The following is a 14,215-nucleotide window of genomic DNA, read 5'->3' as shown; positions in this document are numbered from 1 at the left end:
GTGCTCCCCGAACGGGCGGCACGCCGTCGTCGTACCCGGTCATGGGTGGTTCACAGGTGCGTCGGGACCGGCGCGCCGGTCGACGGAGGTGCGAGGCTCGACCTAGGCTGCACAGGTCATGCAGCCGAGAGTCACAGCGATCCTCGTCGCCCCCGGTGGGGCGACCTACCTCGACCGAACCCTCGAGGGTCTGTCGCGTCAGACGCGACCGCCCGAGGCCCTCGTGGTCGTCGACACCGGCGGACCGGACTCCGCGGCAGGCCGCCTGTCACTGAGCGGCGCCGCACAGCTGACCAGCGTCCCCGCGGCCCGGACGTTCGGCGAGGCCCTCGCTCACGGCGTCCGCGTGTCGGGCCCGACGTCGGACGCCCCGCACGACACCCACGACGAATGGCTGTGGTTCCTCGGGCACGACAACGCGCCGGAGCACGACGCGCTCGAGCGTCTGATGGCGACGGTAGAGGTGGCACCCTCCGTCGCAGTCGCCGGTCCGAAGCTGATGCGCTGGGACGAGCCGGGAACGATCGCCGAGTTCGGCGAGACCATGACGCGCTATGGGGCGTCGATGCCGCTCGTCGAGAACGAGCTCGATCAGGGGCAGCACGACTTCCACGACGACGTCCTCGGCGTCGCCGCGGGCGGCATGCTCGTGCGGCGGAGCGTCTGGGACGCCCTCGGCGGGTTCGACCCGGGACTGCCGCACGTCGACGCGTCGCTCGACTTCTCGGTGCGCGCGAGACTCGCCGGGCACCGGGTGGTCGCCGTCCCCGCCGCGCACGTCAGCAGCGCGGGCAACCCGGAGGACTTCGGGCAGTCCCACGGAGGGCACGCTCGTCGGGCCCGGCTGCGTCGCGCGGCGCAGCTCCACCGACGGCTCGTCTACGCACCTCTCGCCGCACTGCCCCTGCACTGGCTCAGCCTCGTCCCGCTGGCCGTCATCCGGAGCGTCTGGCACCTCCTCACCAAGAACCCCGGTGCGGTCCTCGGCGAGTTCTCGACCGCTCTGCGCGTGGCCTTCGGGGGAGGGCGCGTGCCCGCCGCACGCCGTGCGCTGCACCGGACCAGGACGGTGTCGTGGTCGGCCGTCGAACCCCTGCGGGCCAGCTACAACCAGGTGCGCGAGCGTCGGGTCAACGAGCGGGACGCCCTGGTCGCCCGGGGCGAGGACTCCGCCGACCCGAGGGCCAGCTTCATCGGTTCGGGTGGACTGTGGGTCGTCGTCGCCACGGCCGTCGTCAGCGTGGTCGCGTTCCTCCGGCTGGTGCGCGAGCCCGCGATCACCGGCGGCGGACTCCTGCCGCTCAGCACCACCGTCGGAGAGCTCTGGAAGTCCGTCGGCTGGGGCTGGCGCGAGATCGGCGCCGGCTTCGTCGGCCCGTCCGACCCGTTCGCCCTCGTCGTGGCGCTCCTCGGGACGGCCACCTTCTGGTCTCCGTCGACGTCGGTGCTCGTCGTCTACCTCGTCTCCGCGCCCCTCTCGGCGATCGGCACCTTCTTCGTCGCCCGGCGCATCACGACGCGTTCGTGGGTCCCCGCCGTCGCGGCCGCGCTCTACGCCGTGTCGTCGCCCCTGTTCTCCTCGCTCCAGACCGGGCACCTCGGAGCGGTCGTCGCGCACATGGCGCTCCCGTTCTTCATCTGGGCGCTCATCGGAGCGGCGCGCTCGTGGGCCTCGGGGGCGGCGGCGGCGCTGCTCTTCGCGCTCGTCGCGGCCGGTGCACCCGTCCTCCTGCCGGCGCTGCTCCTCCTCTGGATCGGATCGCTCGCGACCCGGCCGAGGGGGATCCACCGCATGCTGGCGATCCCCCTGCCGGCCGTGGTGCTGTTCGCCCCGCTGGCGATCGTCCAGACCATGCGCGGCACCTGGTGGGCCCTCCTCGCCGACCCCGGAGTCCCCACCCGGACGGACCCCGCGTCGCCCCTCCAGCTCCTGCTCGGCTCCCCCGAGACCGGTCTGAACGGATGGACCTCCCTCCTCGGGGGGTCGGGCGTCCAGGGCGGGACGCTCGCGATCATCGTGGCAGTGGGTCTCGTGCCCCTCGCGCTCCTCGCGCTCGCCTCGCCCTTCGTCGGCTCGCGCACCCGTGCCGTGCCCGCGCTCGTCATCGCGCTGGCCGGCTACCTCACGGCCGTGGCGGCGACGCAGCTGTCGATCATCGGAGTCGGCAGCGAGAGCACGACGATCTGGACCGGAGGCGCGCTCAGCCTCTACCTGCTCGGTCTGATCGGCGCGGCCTCGGTCACGCTCGATCGACTGCCGCGCATCGCACCGGCGTCGGGTGTCGTCGTGGCGGTGTTCGCGGTCGCCGCGGCCGTGCCCGTGGTGATCGGCTCGCTCTCGGGCGCGGCGGACATCCGCTCGAGCACCGGTAGGATCCTGTCGGCCTACGTGACGGCGGAGGCCGAGGCGTCACCGGAGATCGGAACCCTGGTGCTGACGCCGCAGCCCGACGGCTCGCTGGCGGTCTCGCTCGAGCACGGGCAGGGGTCGACCCTCGACGACCAGTCGTCGCTCGACTCGACCGCGCAGAGTCTCACCTCGACCACCGGCGATCTCACCGTCCTCGCCGGCAACCTGGTGAGCCGGAGCGGGTTCGACCCCTCCGACGACCTCGCGCGCCAGGGCATCGGCTTCGTGCTGCTGACCGAGGGCGCGGACGATCCGGACTCCTCGGCTCTTGCCCAGCGGTCGAGCGAGGCCCTCGACGCAGACGCGGCGTTCCTGCCGGTCGGCGACACCAGCAACGGTCTGCTCTGGCGCTACATCGACTCGACCGACCAGCGCGAGCCGCATCCCGACGGCGGTCCGCTCGGCGTGATCGTCCTGGTCACCTGGGCCCTCGTGCTCGGCTCGGCACTCCTCCTGGCGCTTCCGACGACTCCGCGTCGTCGCCGCAGCCGTGCCGGGACGCCCGAAGCCGAGCAGCCCGCCACCACCTTCGACGAGGAGAGAGATGACTGAGCGATCCGTCGCCTCGACCACCGGGCGCATCATCGTGGGGGTGGTGGGGATCGCCGTCGGCGTGGCCGTCGTGACCGCCGCGACCGTCCTGCCCCTGCCGAGTCTCGAGGCGACTCCGGCCGGTCAGGTCGTCACACCCGTGCCCCTCGACCCGCAGCGGGTCTGCGGCGGCAGCGTTCTCCGGCTCTCCGACGCCGAGGGGCAGCAGGCGACGACCGCCAGCGCCGTCGACAGTGCGCAGGTCGTCACATCCTCGAGCGCCGACGACGAATCGACGACGACGCTCGCCGGCGCGGACGGCAGCAGCTCCGACCCTCTGCTCGTGACCGCGCCTCTGGCAGGAGACGACGTCCCCCTCGTCGCGGCGGCGCAGAGCCAGACGATCGCCTCCGACGATCTCGTCGGATTCGCCAGTGCGCCGTGCACCGAGCCCAGCAGCTCGACGTGGCTGGTCGGCGGGTCGACCGAGACCGGTCGCGTCTCGCTGATCACCCTCGTCAACCCGAGCGACGTCAACTCCACGATCGACCTCGACATCTCCGCCGAGAACGGTCCCGTCCAGGGCCCGGGCATCGAGGGCATCGTGGTGGGCCCGCGCAGTCAGCGGGTCATCCCGCTCTCCGGCTTCTCGACGGGGCTCCTCTCCCCGGTGGTGCACGTCTCCAGCCGCGGCGGCCAGATCGTCGCGTCCATGCAGGAGTCGATCGTCCGGACGCTCGATCCGGGCGGGGTGGACATCATCAGCGGGGCGGCGGCCCCCAGCACGACCTCGGTCGTCCCCGGGATCATCGTCCGTGGGGGCGAGACCCTCGAGGCGGCGTTGGCGGACCCGGCCGCCGGCGATCTGCAGAGCGCCCTGCGCCTCTTCGCACCGGGCGATTCGGCGGCGCTGGTCTCCGTGCGCATCGCCTCGGACGACGGCACCGGCACATCCTTCGACACGCGAGTCGAGTCCGGTCTCGTGACGGACGTGCCGATCGACGGCCTGGCGGACGGCCGTTACACGGCGACCATCACGTCGGACGTCCCGGTCGTGAGCGCCGTCCGCACCTCGGCGCTGTCCGCCGACGGCGCCGTCGACGTGTCCTGGGCTGCCTCGGCGCCGGCCCTGGCCGGCGGCACCCTCCTGTCGGTGCCGGAGGGCGAGGGCGCGGGTCTCACCCTGGCGAATCCGACGGACGACGTCGTCTCGGCGACGGTGAGCGTCGACGGCGAGGACCGGGTCGTGGAGGTGCCGGCGGGCGGCAGCGCGACCCTCGGGGTCTCAGCGGGGCAGTCGGTGCTGCTGACGGGTGCCGACGGTCTCCGTGCGGGCATGAGCTTCTCGGCGGACGGAGCGGTCGCAGCGTGGCCCGTCGTCTCGCCGCTTCCGGCGTCGTCGCCGGTCACCGTCTACCCCTGAGCTCGACGCGGGACGGTGTCGCTCACTGGTCGCGCCAGCGGTCGGGCGCGAGCTCCCACGGGTCCTTGCCGAGCAGTTCGGCCACGGCGCGGAACACATGGCCTTCGACGAGGACGCGGTGGTCCCAGTCGCCGTCGGGCGAGGACCGGTGCTCGTGCGCCGGCGCGAGTCGTTCGATCGGCAGACGGTACAGGAGGACCCGTCGGGCCTGGCGATCGACGAGCCAGCGCTCGACGCGGGTCCGATCGGGCTCGGCCGGCAGCCCGGCCACCTCGAAGGTCACGCCCTCGAGCTCGTCGGGCCAGAGCTCGCGCAGGTAGTCGGCGGTCGAGGCGACGATGTCGTCGAACAGGTCGACCCGCGTGCGGAGGAACGGCAGGTGCGGACCGGCCGCCGACGAACGGAGCCCCCGACCGTGACGGTCGCGATGACGCGAGCGGTCGGTGACGCGGACGTGATGTGGCCTGGCCATCCCGTCATGCTAGTCCGCGGCTCGGCCCGGCCACCGGCCGCACGCACTAGTCTCGTGTCCGATGAACGCGCGTCCCTGCAGCAAGGTCACCTGCCACCGCGAGGCGGCGGCGACCCTGACATACGTGTACTCCGACCAGATGGTGGTCGTCGGACCGCTGAGCGGCGTCGTCGAGCCCCACGGATACGACCTCTGCGAGCGACACGCATCGACGTTGTCGGTTCCGCAGGGGTGGGAGGTCCTGCGCCGGGTAGTTTTGGGGAATGACATCTGAGAGCCCCGACCTCGCCGCCTTCGTCAAGACCTACGACGTCAGGGGGCTCGTCGGCAGTCAGCTGACCGACGAGGTCGTCGAGGCCTTCGGTGCGGCCTTCGCCGACGAGATCGAGGCCGCCGGCTCCGAGCTCGTCGTCGGCCACGACATGCGCGACTCCTCGCCCGCATTCGCCGCAGCCTTCGCCCGGGGGGCCCGCGCCCGTGGCGCGGACGTCGTCGCGCTGGGGCTCTGCTCGACCGACGAGTCGTACTTCGCGTCGGGCTCGCTGTCGGCCCCGGCCGCGATGTTCACGGCCAGCCACAACCCGGCCAGCTACAACGGCATAAAGATGAGCCGAGCAGGTGCCCAGGGCATCAGTCTCGACACCGGGCTGGCCTCGATCCGCGACCGCGCCTCCTCGTATCTCGACGGCGGCATCGAGGCCGTCGCCGAGCCGGGCGGGATCCGCGAGTACGACGCGCTGGGTGACTACGCCGCGTACCTCCGTCGACTCGTCGACCTGTCGTCCATCCGCCCGATCAAGGTCGTCGTCGACGCGGGCAACGGCATGGGCGGGCTGACCGTCCCGGCCGTGCTCGGCACCGCCGCGGGGCTCGCCGAGCTGCCGATCGAGATCGTGCCGATGTACTTCGAGCTCGACGGAACGTTCCCCAACCACGAGGCGAACCCGCTCGAGCCGGCGAACCTCGTCGACCTGCAGAAGGCCGTCGTCGAGCACGGCGCCGACCTGGGGCTCGCCTTCGACGGCGACGCCGACCGCTGCTTCGTCGTCGACGAGAACGGCGACGCCGTCACCCCGTCCGCCGTGGCGGCGATCGTCGCCGTGCGCGAGATCGCGCGCGTGCGGGCCCTCGAGCCCGACGCCGACATCGCCGTCATCCACAACCTCATCACCTCGCGGGCCGTACCCGAGGCCATCGAGGCATCGGGTGCGACGGCGGTCCGCACCCGGGTGGGGCATTCGCTGATCAAAGACGAGATGCGCGAGACCGGTGCGATCTTCGGCGGCGAGCACTCGGCGCACTACTACTTCCGTGACTTCTGGGGTGCCGACAACGGCATGCTCGCCGCCATGCACGTGCTGGCCGAGTTCGGTTCGCAGGGCGAGCCGCTGTCGACGCTCACGAACCGCTACACGCCGTACTCGGCGAGCGGCGAGATCAACTCGACGGTCACCGACGTGCCCGCCGCCTACGCGCGCATCGTCGACGCCTACGCGGGGGTCGGCGACTTCGACGAGCTCGACGGTCTCACGGTGAACGGCGCGTCCGACGAGGGCGGCTTCTGGTGGTTCAACGTGCGCCCCTCGAACACCGAGCCGCTGCTGCGTCTCAACGCCGAGGCGGCCACCGAGCCCGAGATGATCCGCGTCCGCGACGACGTGCTGCGTCTCATCCGCGGTTAGTCTGTACCCCCAGGGGGTATCCGCCGGTCGGGTGCGTCGGGCCCGTCGGCCCGGTCGCCCCACCCGGTGATCGATGGACGAGGAGGCGCGGTGACGGACCACGAGGCCGACAGCCCGGCACGGCACGTCGGCTACAGCGGCGACAAGGAGCAGATCCTCAAGCGCCTGCGTCGCGCCGAGGGGCAGGTCAGGGGCATCCAGCGGATGGTCGACGACGACACCTACTGCATCGACGTGCTGACCCAGGTCAGCGCGGCGACGAAGGCGCTCGAGACGGTCGCCCTGCAGCTCCTCGACGACCATCTCGCGCACTGCGTGGCCGAGGCGGCCCGAGAGGGCGGCGAGATCGCCGATCAGCGCATCCGCGAGGCCTCGGCGGCCATCGCACGTCTCGTCCGCTCGTAGGTCAGCGCCGGGGGAACCCGGGGACGGTACCGGTGAGGGCCGGCTCGAGACGGGCCAGCGTCGCGGCCTCGCGGGCCAGGGCGGTCGATTCCCGATCGCGGCGGAGCACGGCGACGGCGGTCAGCCAGAGCTGCGGATCGACGTCGGGCACCGGCGACACGTGGGCCCGGACCTCGTCGGCGAGCCCGGCGGCCACCCGGAGCCGACTCGTCGGGGTGAGGCGCGAGCCCTGCTGCACGAACGCGGCGACCCGTCGCGCCGTGCCCTCGGGCAGCCGGGCGACGTCGGCGATCGAGGCCCAGCCGGCGAGCTCGGGCGGCATCACGGCGATGACGCGGGTGTCTCTGGCCAGTCTCTCGTTGCGGCTGTACGTGCCCGCCATCAGATCGCCGAGACGTCGGGACGAGCCGTTGAGCAGGCCGACCACGACCGCGAGCCCCCCGGTCGTGAGGACGATCTCGAGCAGCCCGACGAGCGACCGGGTGAGGGCGTGCCGGAAGCCGATCGCGCCTCCGTCGACTCGGACGATCCGGGCGCCGACGACCAGGCGCCCGAGCGAGCGACCGTGCGACACCGTCTCGACGACGGCGGGGACGACGATCAGGCCGAAGGCCACGGAGCCGATCACGAAGGCCTGCGAGAGCGCGTCGTCGAGCACGCCCGCCTCGTTCAGCAGCCCCACCAGGACGAGCAGCCCGACGACCGAGGTCGCGTAGACGAGGTAGTCGATGATCACGCCCGCACCCCGCAGGACGATGCTCGTGGGGCGGAGGTCGAGGGCCACGGCCTCGCCGGTCACGAGCTCGTCGCCCCCCGCCGTGAACGTCTCGACCTGGTCGGCGCGCAGTGCCACCGGGGAGGCGCGTGGTGGCGTGCGGCGAGGCATGCCTAGTATCTAATCAGAATGGACATCGACGCCTACGCCGCAGCCCACGGCAACGACTGGGCCGAGCTCGATCGCCTGGCGCGCCGTCGCCGACTCAGCGGCGACGAGGCCGACCGGCTCGTCGCCCTGTACCAGTCCGGTGCCGGCGAGCTGTCGGCGCTCACGACGGCCACCGGCGACTCGCCGGCCGCCGACCGACTGTCGATGACCCTGTCGCGTGCCCGGCTGCGTTTCACCGGCGCGGGGCGGAACGTCCTCCGGCAGCTGCCGACCTTCTTCTGGGCGCAGCTGCCCTCGGCCCTCTACCGGGTCCGCTGGGCGTCGATCGCCGTGGCGCTGGCGACCGCGATCGTGGCGACCGTGTTCGCCGTCTGGGCGGCGCAGAACCCGGCCGTCCTGGCGTCGTTCGGGTCGGAGGAGTTCCGGCGCCAGTTCGCCGAGCAGGACTTCGTGCAGTACTACTCCGAGAGCGCCTCCACCTCGTTCACGGGGCAGGTGTGGACGAACAACGCCTACATCGCCGCCCAGTGCGTGGCCTTCGGCATCACCGGCGTCTGGGTGCCCTACGTCGTGTTCGGCAACGCCGTCAATCTGGGGGTCTCGGCCGGCATCATGGCCGATCAGGGTCGGCTCGACTACTTCTTCCTGTACATCGCCCCCCACGGCCAGCTCGAGCTCTACAGCATCTTCGTCGCCGCCGCGGCGGGACTCATGATCTTCTGGTCCTGGGTCGCCCCGGGAGCCCGCACCAGGGGTCAGGCGCTGGCCGAAGACGGTCGGGCCCTCATCACGATCGCCGTCGGGCTGGTGCTCGCCCTGCTCGTGTCCGGGGTCATCGAGGGGTTCGTGACCCGTCAGCCCTGGCCCTGGCCGGTGAAGATCGGCATCGGGACGATCGCCCTGCTGGCGTTCCTGGCCTACCAGTGGGTGCTGGGCGGTCGTGCCCACCGGGCGGGCGAGACCGGCGACCTCGACGAGTTCGAGGCCGGCGCGACCCGCCTCGTCTCGGCCTAGAGCCGCCCCGCGGCCTTCAGGGCGAGGTACCGGTCGGCCAGAGCGGGCGGCAGGTCGGCCGGGGCGGCCATCACGACGTCGGCGCCCGACTGGAGCAGGGCCGTGCGGACCCTCGCGCCGTCGAGGCGGGCGCGCTCGGCGGCGGCCGCGTGGTAGACGGCGTCGCGGGAGCTCCGGTCGATACTCAGCCCCTCGAGCGCGGGATCGGCCACGGAGGCCACCACGACGAGGTGCTGCCGGGTCAGCTGGGGGAGGGCGGCGAGCAGCGCCCGCGCGGAGCCGGGGCTGTCGACCGTCGTCGCGATCACGACGAGCGCACGCTGCGTGGTGACCGAGCGCACGATGCCGGGCAGGGCGGCCCAGTCGGTCTCGACCAGTTCGGGGTCGAGGGGGGCCATGGCGGTCACCATGGACGATAGCAGCGCGGGCCCGGTGGTGCCCTGAACCCTGGCCCGGACCCGACGGTCGACGACCACGAGATCGACCCGGTCGCCCGCTCGCGAGGCCAGGGCGCCGAGCAGCAGCGCCGACTCGAACGCGGTGTCGAGTCGGGGCTCGTCGTCGATCCGGGCGGCGGAGGTGCGGCCGCTGTCGACGATGACGACGACCCGACGGTCGCGCTCGGGTCGCCAGGTGCGGACGACGGCCTCGTCGCGCCGGGCCGTCGCACGCCAGTCGATCGACCGCACGTCGTCGCCGCGCACGTACTCGCGGAGACTGTCGAACTCGGTGCCCTGACCGCGGATCATCACGCTCGTGCGACCGTCGAGCTCGCGGAGACGGGCCAGCCTCGACGGCAGGTGCTTGCGCGACGAGAAGCGCGGCAGCACCTGCACCGAGCCGGGCACGGCGTGCGTGGCCTGGCGGCCCGCGAGCCGGAGGGGGCCGACGGTGCGGAGCGTCACGGAGTCGGCGAGTCGCTCGCCGCGGCGGAACGGGGTCAGCGTCGTCGTGAACGTCGTGGCCGCCCCCGGTCGGAGATGGAGACGACGTCGGGTCGGCGAGGCGCCCGCCGAGGGCTGCCAGGCGTCGCGCAGCTGCCCGCGGATCGTCCGACGTCCGTCGTTCGAGATCGTCAGGCGGGCCGTCGTGCTCTCGCCCAGCCGGATCGGCCCGGGCAGCCCCCGATGGAGGCCCAGGGCTCGCGCCGACCCCGCGAGGGCGACGTCGAGCCCGGTCAGGGCGCCGACGACGACGAGCCAGGCGACGAGCGCCCAGGGGCTCTCCGTCGCGATGACGGGCACGACCCCGAGGGCGACGAGCGCGACGAACCATCCGGTGACGGCCATGGCTAGATCGGCACCCTGACCTGCTGCAGGACCGATCGGACGACGCTGTCGGCGTCGACGCCCTCCAGCTCGGCCTCGGGGCGCAGCTTCAGCCGGTGCCTGAGCACCGGCAGCGCCATGGCCTGCACGTGGTCGGGGGTGATGCGGTCGAAGCCCGTCAGCCAGGCCCAGGCCTTCGCCGCCGCGAGCAGTGCGGTCGAGCCGCGCGGGCTCACGCCGACGACGACCGACGGGCTCTCACGGGTCGCGCGGGCCAGGTCGACGATGTAGGCGAGCACGTCGGGGGAGGCCCCGACCCGGCCGACCTCGGCCTGGGCCCGGGCGAGGTCGTCGGGGCCGAGGACGGGCGTGACCCCCGCCGCCCGCAGGTCGCGGGGCGAGAAGCCCGCCGCGTGTCGACCGAGCACCTCGACCTCGGCGTCGCGCGGGGGCAGATCGAGAGTCAGCTTCATCAGGAAGCGGTCGAGCTGCGCCTCGGGCAGCGTGTACGTGCCCTCGTATTCGATCGGGTTCATCGTCGCCGCCACGATGAAGGGGGTCGGGAGGGGACGGCTGACCCCGTCGACCGAGACCTGGCGCTCCTCCATCGCCTCCAGAAGTGCGGACTGGGTCTTCGGCGGCGTCCGGTTGATCTCGTCCGCCAGGAGCACGTTCGTGAAGACGGGCCCCGGTCGGAACTCGAACTCGCCGGCCTTCGCGTCGTAGACGAGCGAGCCCGTGATGTCGCCGGGCATCAGATCGGGGGTGAACTGCACGCGCGAGGTGTCGAGCGACATCGAGTGGCCGAGGGCGCGCACGAGCAGGGTCTTCGCGACGCCCGGCACGCCCTCGAGCAGCACGTGCCCCTGGGCGAGCAGCGTGACGATGAGACCGGTGACGGCGCCGTCCTGGGCGACGACGGCCTTGCCGACTTCGACGCGGACTCGCGAGAAGGTCTGCTGGAGGTCTGAGGTCATGTCGTGCTCTTCTCCGGGTGGTGGTGGTCGTCTGCGGATGGGGGAGGCGCGGGGGAAGCCGAGGAGGCGCGGTGCCGGTCACGAGGGAGCCACCGCCGCCCGCACGGCCCGCTCCAGATCGAGGAGCGCGTCGCTGAGCGAGAGGAGCTCGCGGTCGTCGGACGGGTCGGCGTCGAGGAGGACGTGGCGCAGAGCCGCCGGCGGGGCCGAGACCAGCGGTGCGACCCGGTCGACGATCTCGTCGACCGACGCGCCGGCGGCCAGCCCGGTGACGCGTGCGAGGCGTCCCAGCGTCCCGATGCGCAGCTGGTCGAGGGCGTGCCGTCGGTCGCCGGATCTCTCGTACAGCCGTGCCCGCCCCTCGGTGGTCTCGGCCGCCTTCACGGTGACCGGCAGTCGCTCGACGACGAGGGGGCCGAGGCGGCGGCCCCGCCAGACCATCGCAGCGACGCCGGTGAGCAGCAGGACGACGAGCGCCGGGGTGACCCATGACGGGGTGAGCGTGGCGAGGGTGCCCTGGCCCTCGGGCAGATCGGTCGCACTCGGCAGGTACCAGACGAGCTCGGGTGACCCGCCGAGCAGTGCGAGGGCGTAGGCGGCGTTGTCGTCCGAGCCGACCGCCTCGTTGGTGAGCGCCGTGGTCGCCCCGACGACCGTGATCGTCGCGTCGGGCCGGGCGAGCTCGACGAGACCGAGACCGGCGTCGCTGGGGAGACACGCGGCCGTGTCGGAGTCGCGCGAGCCGGAGTCGTCGATCGCGTAGGCGACCCCGCCGGCGTCGACCCGGTCGACGCGCGACAGGATCTCGACGTCGCAGCGGGGCGCCACGACGCCGTCTTCGGACGGGCCTGCCTCCGTCACCCCGGGTGCGACGGAGTCGAGCGCCGTCTGAGAAGGGGCGAGCAGCACGAGCGAGGCCCCGGTATCGGCGAGTCGTGCCCACTGCGAGTCGGTGACGAATCCGTCGGCGTCGTCGACGACGATCGCGGTGCGGCTCGGGTCGGTCGAGCTGGCCAGGGTGTCGGACAGCGACGTCGTCACCGTCACGCCGACGCCCTGGTCTCGGAGCACCTCGACGACGGCCTTCGCTCCGGCCGGAGCGGCGTTCTCGGGCCCGAGCGCTCGTCCGCCCGTCCCGCCGCCCACCCCGAGGAGGGTGACGACCACCGCGCCGGCGAGGGCCACGGCCGCCAGGGCGATCCAGACCCGCGCCGAACGCAGTCGGGCCCCGAGCGTGGGGGTGACGACGCTCATGCGTCCGCCCGTACCGTGTCGTGGCCGGCGGACCGTGCAGGGGGCTGCTCGCTCGACAGGATCCGATCGAGCTCGGCGACGGCCAGGTAGTCGTCTTCGGAGCCGGCGCGACCCAGATAGCGGACCTCGTCGAAGGCCCGGGCCGCGGCCCTGGAGGCCCGCTCGTGCTCGGGGAACACCGCCGAGGCGCGTCGGCCCACGCCGTTCGCCGTCGTGCCCGGGGACGTCTCGATCAATCCGCGGTCGACGAGGGCCCGCGTCAGACCGCGGAACGCCTCGGCGATCGCGGTCGCGTGATCGCCTCGGGCGGCGGCCGCCCGGGCGGCGCGGCGCAGGGTGTCGGCGTCGCGCTCGTCGTCGACCCCGAACACGGATCCCGATGAGGCCGACCGGCGGTCGAGCCGGGGTCTGCCGTAGACGACGAAGACGACGACCACGACACCCACCAGGACGATCAGGGCGACGAGGAGCCCGGCCGCCGGCGCGCCGTCGACCCCGCCGAACCGGATGCCCTCGATCCAGTCCCAGAAGGACTGCGCCGCGCGGTCGAGCCAGGTCGGTCGAGCGGCCACGTAGTCGGCGCCGGTCAGTTCGCGGACCAGCGCGCGCCGGGCGTCGTCGGGCTCGGGCAGCAGCGGGGCGGCGGCCGACGCCGTCGTCGTGATCACCGAGAGGACGCCCCCGCGTGGTCGTGCGCGTCGCTCGGGGTGCGGAACGGGTCGAGGCCGGTCGGGTCGGAGGCGCGCTCGTCCATGCTCCGCGCCAGCTCGAGATCGAGACCCTCGAGACGCATGCGGCGGTCGACGTAGACGAGACCGACCGAGGCGGCCTGGACGACCGAGCCGATCGCCGTCACCACGGAGGTCACGAGGATGGTCAGCAGGTAGCCGATGCCCGTGACGACGAGCGAGGTCGGATCGAGGGTGTCGCCCGTGGGCGCGAGAGTGCCCCCGAGCAGGGCGAACAGGATCGAGAACGGGGTCGCGACCACCTGCGCGGCGACCTGGATCATGACGAAGACGAGAGCGACGATGCCGAAGGTCCGCCAGAAGTCGCCGCGCACGAGCGACCACGATCGGGCTACGGCGGTGCGCAGCGTGGTGCGCTCGAGCATGAGCGTGCTCGGCACGAGGCACAGCCGCACCGTGAGCCAGACACCGAGGGCCGTGGCTCCGAGCCCCGCGAGCAGGCCGGCGCCGATGCCGATGCCGATGCTGGGGCCCGTCCCGATGACGACACCGAGGGTGACGATCGCGGCGACGACCCCCAGGGCGACGATCGTCGCCAGGGCGACGAGGGCCGACCAGCCGATCAGCGCCCCGATGCGCCCCCTGGCGAGGGCCAGCAGACCGCCCAGCCGGAGACGCTCGCCCCGGATCTGCCGCGAGGTCTCCAGCACGAAGAGCCCCTGGAGGACCGAGCTCACGACGAGCGACAGGGCGGCCGGGACGAGCGCCGAGAGCAGGATCAGGGCGACGGCGCCCGAGGTCACCGTCTCGAGATCCGAGTCTCGGGCCGAGTCGATCCGATCGAAGGCGGCGAACGTCGCCGCGCCGACGGCGCCCGCCGTGACGATCGCGACGACGACCTGGGCGAGCAGCGCCGTCCCGAACGTCGTCCGGGGGTTGCGTCGGAAGACCTGGAACGACGCCCCGAGGATCTCGCCGAAGGTGAGCGGGCGCAGCGGCACGAGACCGGGCTTGGCCGGAGGGGTCCAGCCGGCCTGCGGGGGGAGCGGCGCGGATTCCGGGGCGACGCGTTCGCCCCAGCGAGGGCCGTCGTCGGCGCCACCGGGGGCGGCCCAGTCGTTCGGATCGGTCATTCGTCCCCCCGGGTCGTCCACCGCCGAGGTCGTCCTCGCGTCTCCCGCCATGTTTCCATAGCGGAGGCGAG

General features: G+C 73.0%; 13 protein-coding genes. 6 read left to right on the top strand and 7 right to left on the bottom strand.

Annotated features, from left to right (window positions below; all coding sequences use genetic code 11):
- The first annotated feature begins 118 nt into the window (after positions 1 to 118).
- Together ACZZY9_RS03980 and ACZZY9_RS03975 are read left to right on the top strand one after the other, a co-directional pair.
- Positions 119 to 2,962, top strand: a complete 2,844-nt coding sequence (locus tag ACZZY9_RS03980; RefSeq protein WP_463463072.1) for a glycosyltransferase family 2 protein — start codon at positions 119 to 121, stop codon at positions 2,960 to 2,962.
- On the top strand, positions 2,955 to 4,364 hold the full coding sequence (locus ACZZY9_RS03975; protein WP_463463071.1) for a DUF5719 family protein: 1,410 nt from the start codon (positions 2,955 to 2,957) through the stop codon (positions 4,362 to 4,364). The genes ACZZY9_RS03980 and ACZZY9_RS03975 overlap by 8 nt, the downstream gene beginning before the upstream one ends.
- Before the next feature lie 22 nt (positions 4,365 to 4,386).
- Here ACZZY9_RS03975 and ACZZY9_RS03970 read toward each other — a convergent pair whose 3' ends face one another.
- Entirely contained in the window at positions 4,387 to 4,836 is a 450-nt protein-coding gene (locus tag ACZZY9_RS03970) for a metallopeptidase family protein (RefSeq protein WP_192058474.1), read from the bottom strand.
- A gap of 61 nt (positions 4,837 to 4,897) precedes the next feature.
- On the opposite strand from ACZZY9_RS03970, the gene ACZZY9_RS03965 reads away from it, so the two are divergent.
- The 3 genes from ACZZY9_RS03965 (at position 4,898) to ACZZY9_RS03955 (ending at position 6,923) form a co-directional block, all read left to right on the top strand.
- Positions 4,898 to 5,110 (top strand): DUF3499 family protein, encoded by a 213-nt coding sequence (locus ACZZY9_RS03965; RefSeq protein WP_192058472.1) that lies wholly within the window; start codon positions 4,898 to 4,900, stop codon positions 5,108 to 5,110.
- Complete coding sequence (locus ACZZY9_RS03960) at positions 5,100 to 6,518, top strand: phosphomannomutase/phosphoglucomutase (RefSeq protein WP_463463070.1); 1,419 nt, start codon at positions 5,100 to 5,102, stop codon at positions 6,516 to 6,518. Before ACZZY9_RS03965 ends, ACZZY9_RS03960 begins: the two co-directional genes overlap by 11 nt.
- A gap of 153 nt (positions 6,519 to 6,671) precedes the next feature.
- Complete coding sequence (locus tag ACZZY9_RS03955; RefSeq protein WP_371740668.1) at positions 6,672 to 6,923, top strand: metal-sensitive transcriptional regulator; 252 nt, start codon at positions 6,672 to 6,674, stop codon at positions 6,921 to 6,923.
- Between the two features lies 1 nt (position 6,924).
- On the opposite strand, the gene ACZZY9_RS03950 is transcribed toward ACZZY9_RS03955, so the two are convergent.
- On the bottom strand, positions 6,925 to 7,809 hold the full coding sequence (locus ACZZY9_RS03950; protein WP_463463069.1) for an RDD family protein: 885 nt from the start codon (positions 7,807 to 7,809) through the stop codon (positions 6,925 to 6,927).
- 18 nt (positions 7,810 to 7,827) lie between these two features.
- Here ACZZY9_RS03950 and ACZZY9_RS03945 point away from each other — a divergent pair, with 18 nt between their 5' ends.
- The gene (locus tag ACZZY9_RS03945) at positions 7,828 to 8,823 is read left to right on the top strand and encodes a stage II sporulation protein M (protein ID WP_463463068.1); all 996 of its coding nucleotides are present in this window, start codon (positions 7,828 to 7,830) and stop codon (positions 8,821 to 8,823) included.
- On the opposite strand, the gene ACZZY9_RS03940 is transcribed toward ACZZY9_RS03945, so the two are convergent.
- From ACZZY9_RS03940 to ACZZY9_RS03920, 5 genes are all read right to left on the bottom strand, one after another.
- Complete coding sequence (locus tag ACZZY9_RS03940; protein WP_463463067.1) at positions 8,820 to 10,112, bottom strand: DUF58 domain-containing protein; 1,293 nt, start codon at positions 10,110 to 10,112, stop codon at positions 8,820 to 8,822. The genes ACZZY9_RS03945 and ACZZY9_RS03940 overlap by 4 nt on opposite strands.
- A gap of 2 nt (positions 10,113 to 10,114) precedes the next feature.
- Complete coding sequence (locus ACZZY9_RS03935; RefSeq protein WP_192058458.1) at positions 10,115 to 11,068, bottom strand: AAA family ATPase; 954 nt, start codon at positions 11,066 to 11,068, stop codon at positions 10,115 to 10,117.
- A gap of 78 nt (positions 11,069 to 11,146) precedes the next feature.
- Positions 11,147 to 12,322: a DUF4350 domain-containing protein gene (locus ACZZY9_RS03930; RefSeq protein ID WP_463463066.1), complete on the bottom strand. Its 1,176-nt coding sequence runs from the start codon at positions 12,320 to 12,322 to the stop codon at positions 11,147 to 11,149.
- Positions 12,319 to 12,990 (bottom strand): DUF4129 domain-containing protein, encoded by a 672-nt coding sequence (locus tag ACZZY9_RS03925; RefSeq protein ID WP_463463065.1) that lies wholly within the window; start codon positions 12,988 to 12,990, stop codon positions 12,319 to 12,321. The genes ACZZY9_RS03930 and ACZZY9_RS03925 overlap by 4 nt, the downstream gene beginning before the upstream one ends.
- Positions 12,987 to 14,144, bottom strand: a complete 1,158-nt coding sequence (locus ACZZY9_RS03920) for a hypothetical protein (RefSeq protein ID WP_463463064.1) — start codon at positions 14,142 to 14,144, stop codon at positions 12,987 to 12,989. Before ACZZY9_RS03920 ends, ACZZY9_RS03925 begins: the two co-directional genes overlap by 4 nt.
- Positions 14,145 to 14,215 lie beyond the last annotated feature (71 nt).

The sequence above is a fragment of the Frigoribacterium sp. AC394 genome (assembly GCF_979258095.1).
The sequence above is the reverse complement of the archived record's forward strand: the minus strand, read 5'-3'. Positions and strand labels throughout refer to the sequence as shown.

Coding starts and splice junctions, on each gene's coding strand:
- ACZZY9_RS03945 (WP_463463068.1), top strand. CDS start 7,828: ATGGACATCGACGCCTACGCCGCAGCCCACGGCAACGACTGGGCCGAG.
- ACZZY9_RS03960 (WP_463463070.1), top strand. CDS start 5,100: ATGACATCTGAGAGCCCCGACCTCGCCGCCTTCGTCAAGACCTACGAC.
- ACZZY9_RS03950 (WP_463463069.1), bottom strand. CDS start 7,809: ATGCCTCGCCGCACGCCACCACGCGCCTCCCCGGTGGCACTGCGCGCC.
- ACZZY9_RS03935 (WP_192058458.1), bottom strand. CDS start 11,068: ATGACCTCAGACCTCCAGCAGACCTTCTCGCGAGTCCGCGTCGAAGTC.
- ACZZY9_RS03975 (WP_463463071.1), top strand. CDS start 2,955: ATGACTGAGCGATCCGTCGCCTCGACCACCGGGCGCATCATCGTGGGG.
- ACZZY9_RS03930 (WP_463463066.1), bottom strand. CDS start 12,322: ATGAGCGTCGTCACCCCCACGCTCGGGGCCCGACTGCGTTCGGCGCGG.
- ACZZY9_RS03980 (WP_463463072.1), top strand. CDS start 119: ATGCAGCCGAGAGTCACAGCGATCCTCGTCGCCCCCGGTGGGGCGACC.
- ACZZY9_RS03965 (WP_192058472.1), top strand. CDS start 4,898: ATGAACGCGCGTCCCTGCAGCAAGGTCACCTGCCACCGCGAGGCGGCG.
- ACZZY9_RS03970 (WP_192058474.1), bottom strand. CDS start 4,836: ATGGCCAGGCCACATCACGTCCGCGTCACCGACCGCTCGCGTCATCGC.
- ACZZY9_RS03940 (WP_463463067.1), bottom strand. CDS start 10,112: ATGGCCGTCACCGGATGGTTCGTCGCGCTCGTCGCCCTCGGGGTCGTG.
- ACZZY9_RS03920 (WP_463463064.1), bottom strand. CDS start 14,144: ATGACCGATCCGAACGACTGGGCCGCCCCCGGTGGCGCCGACGACGGC.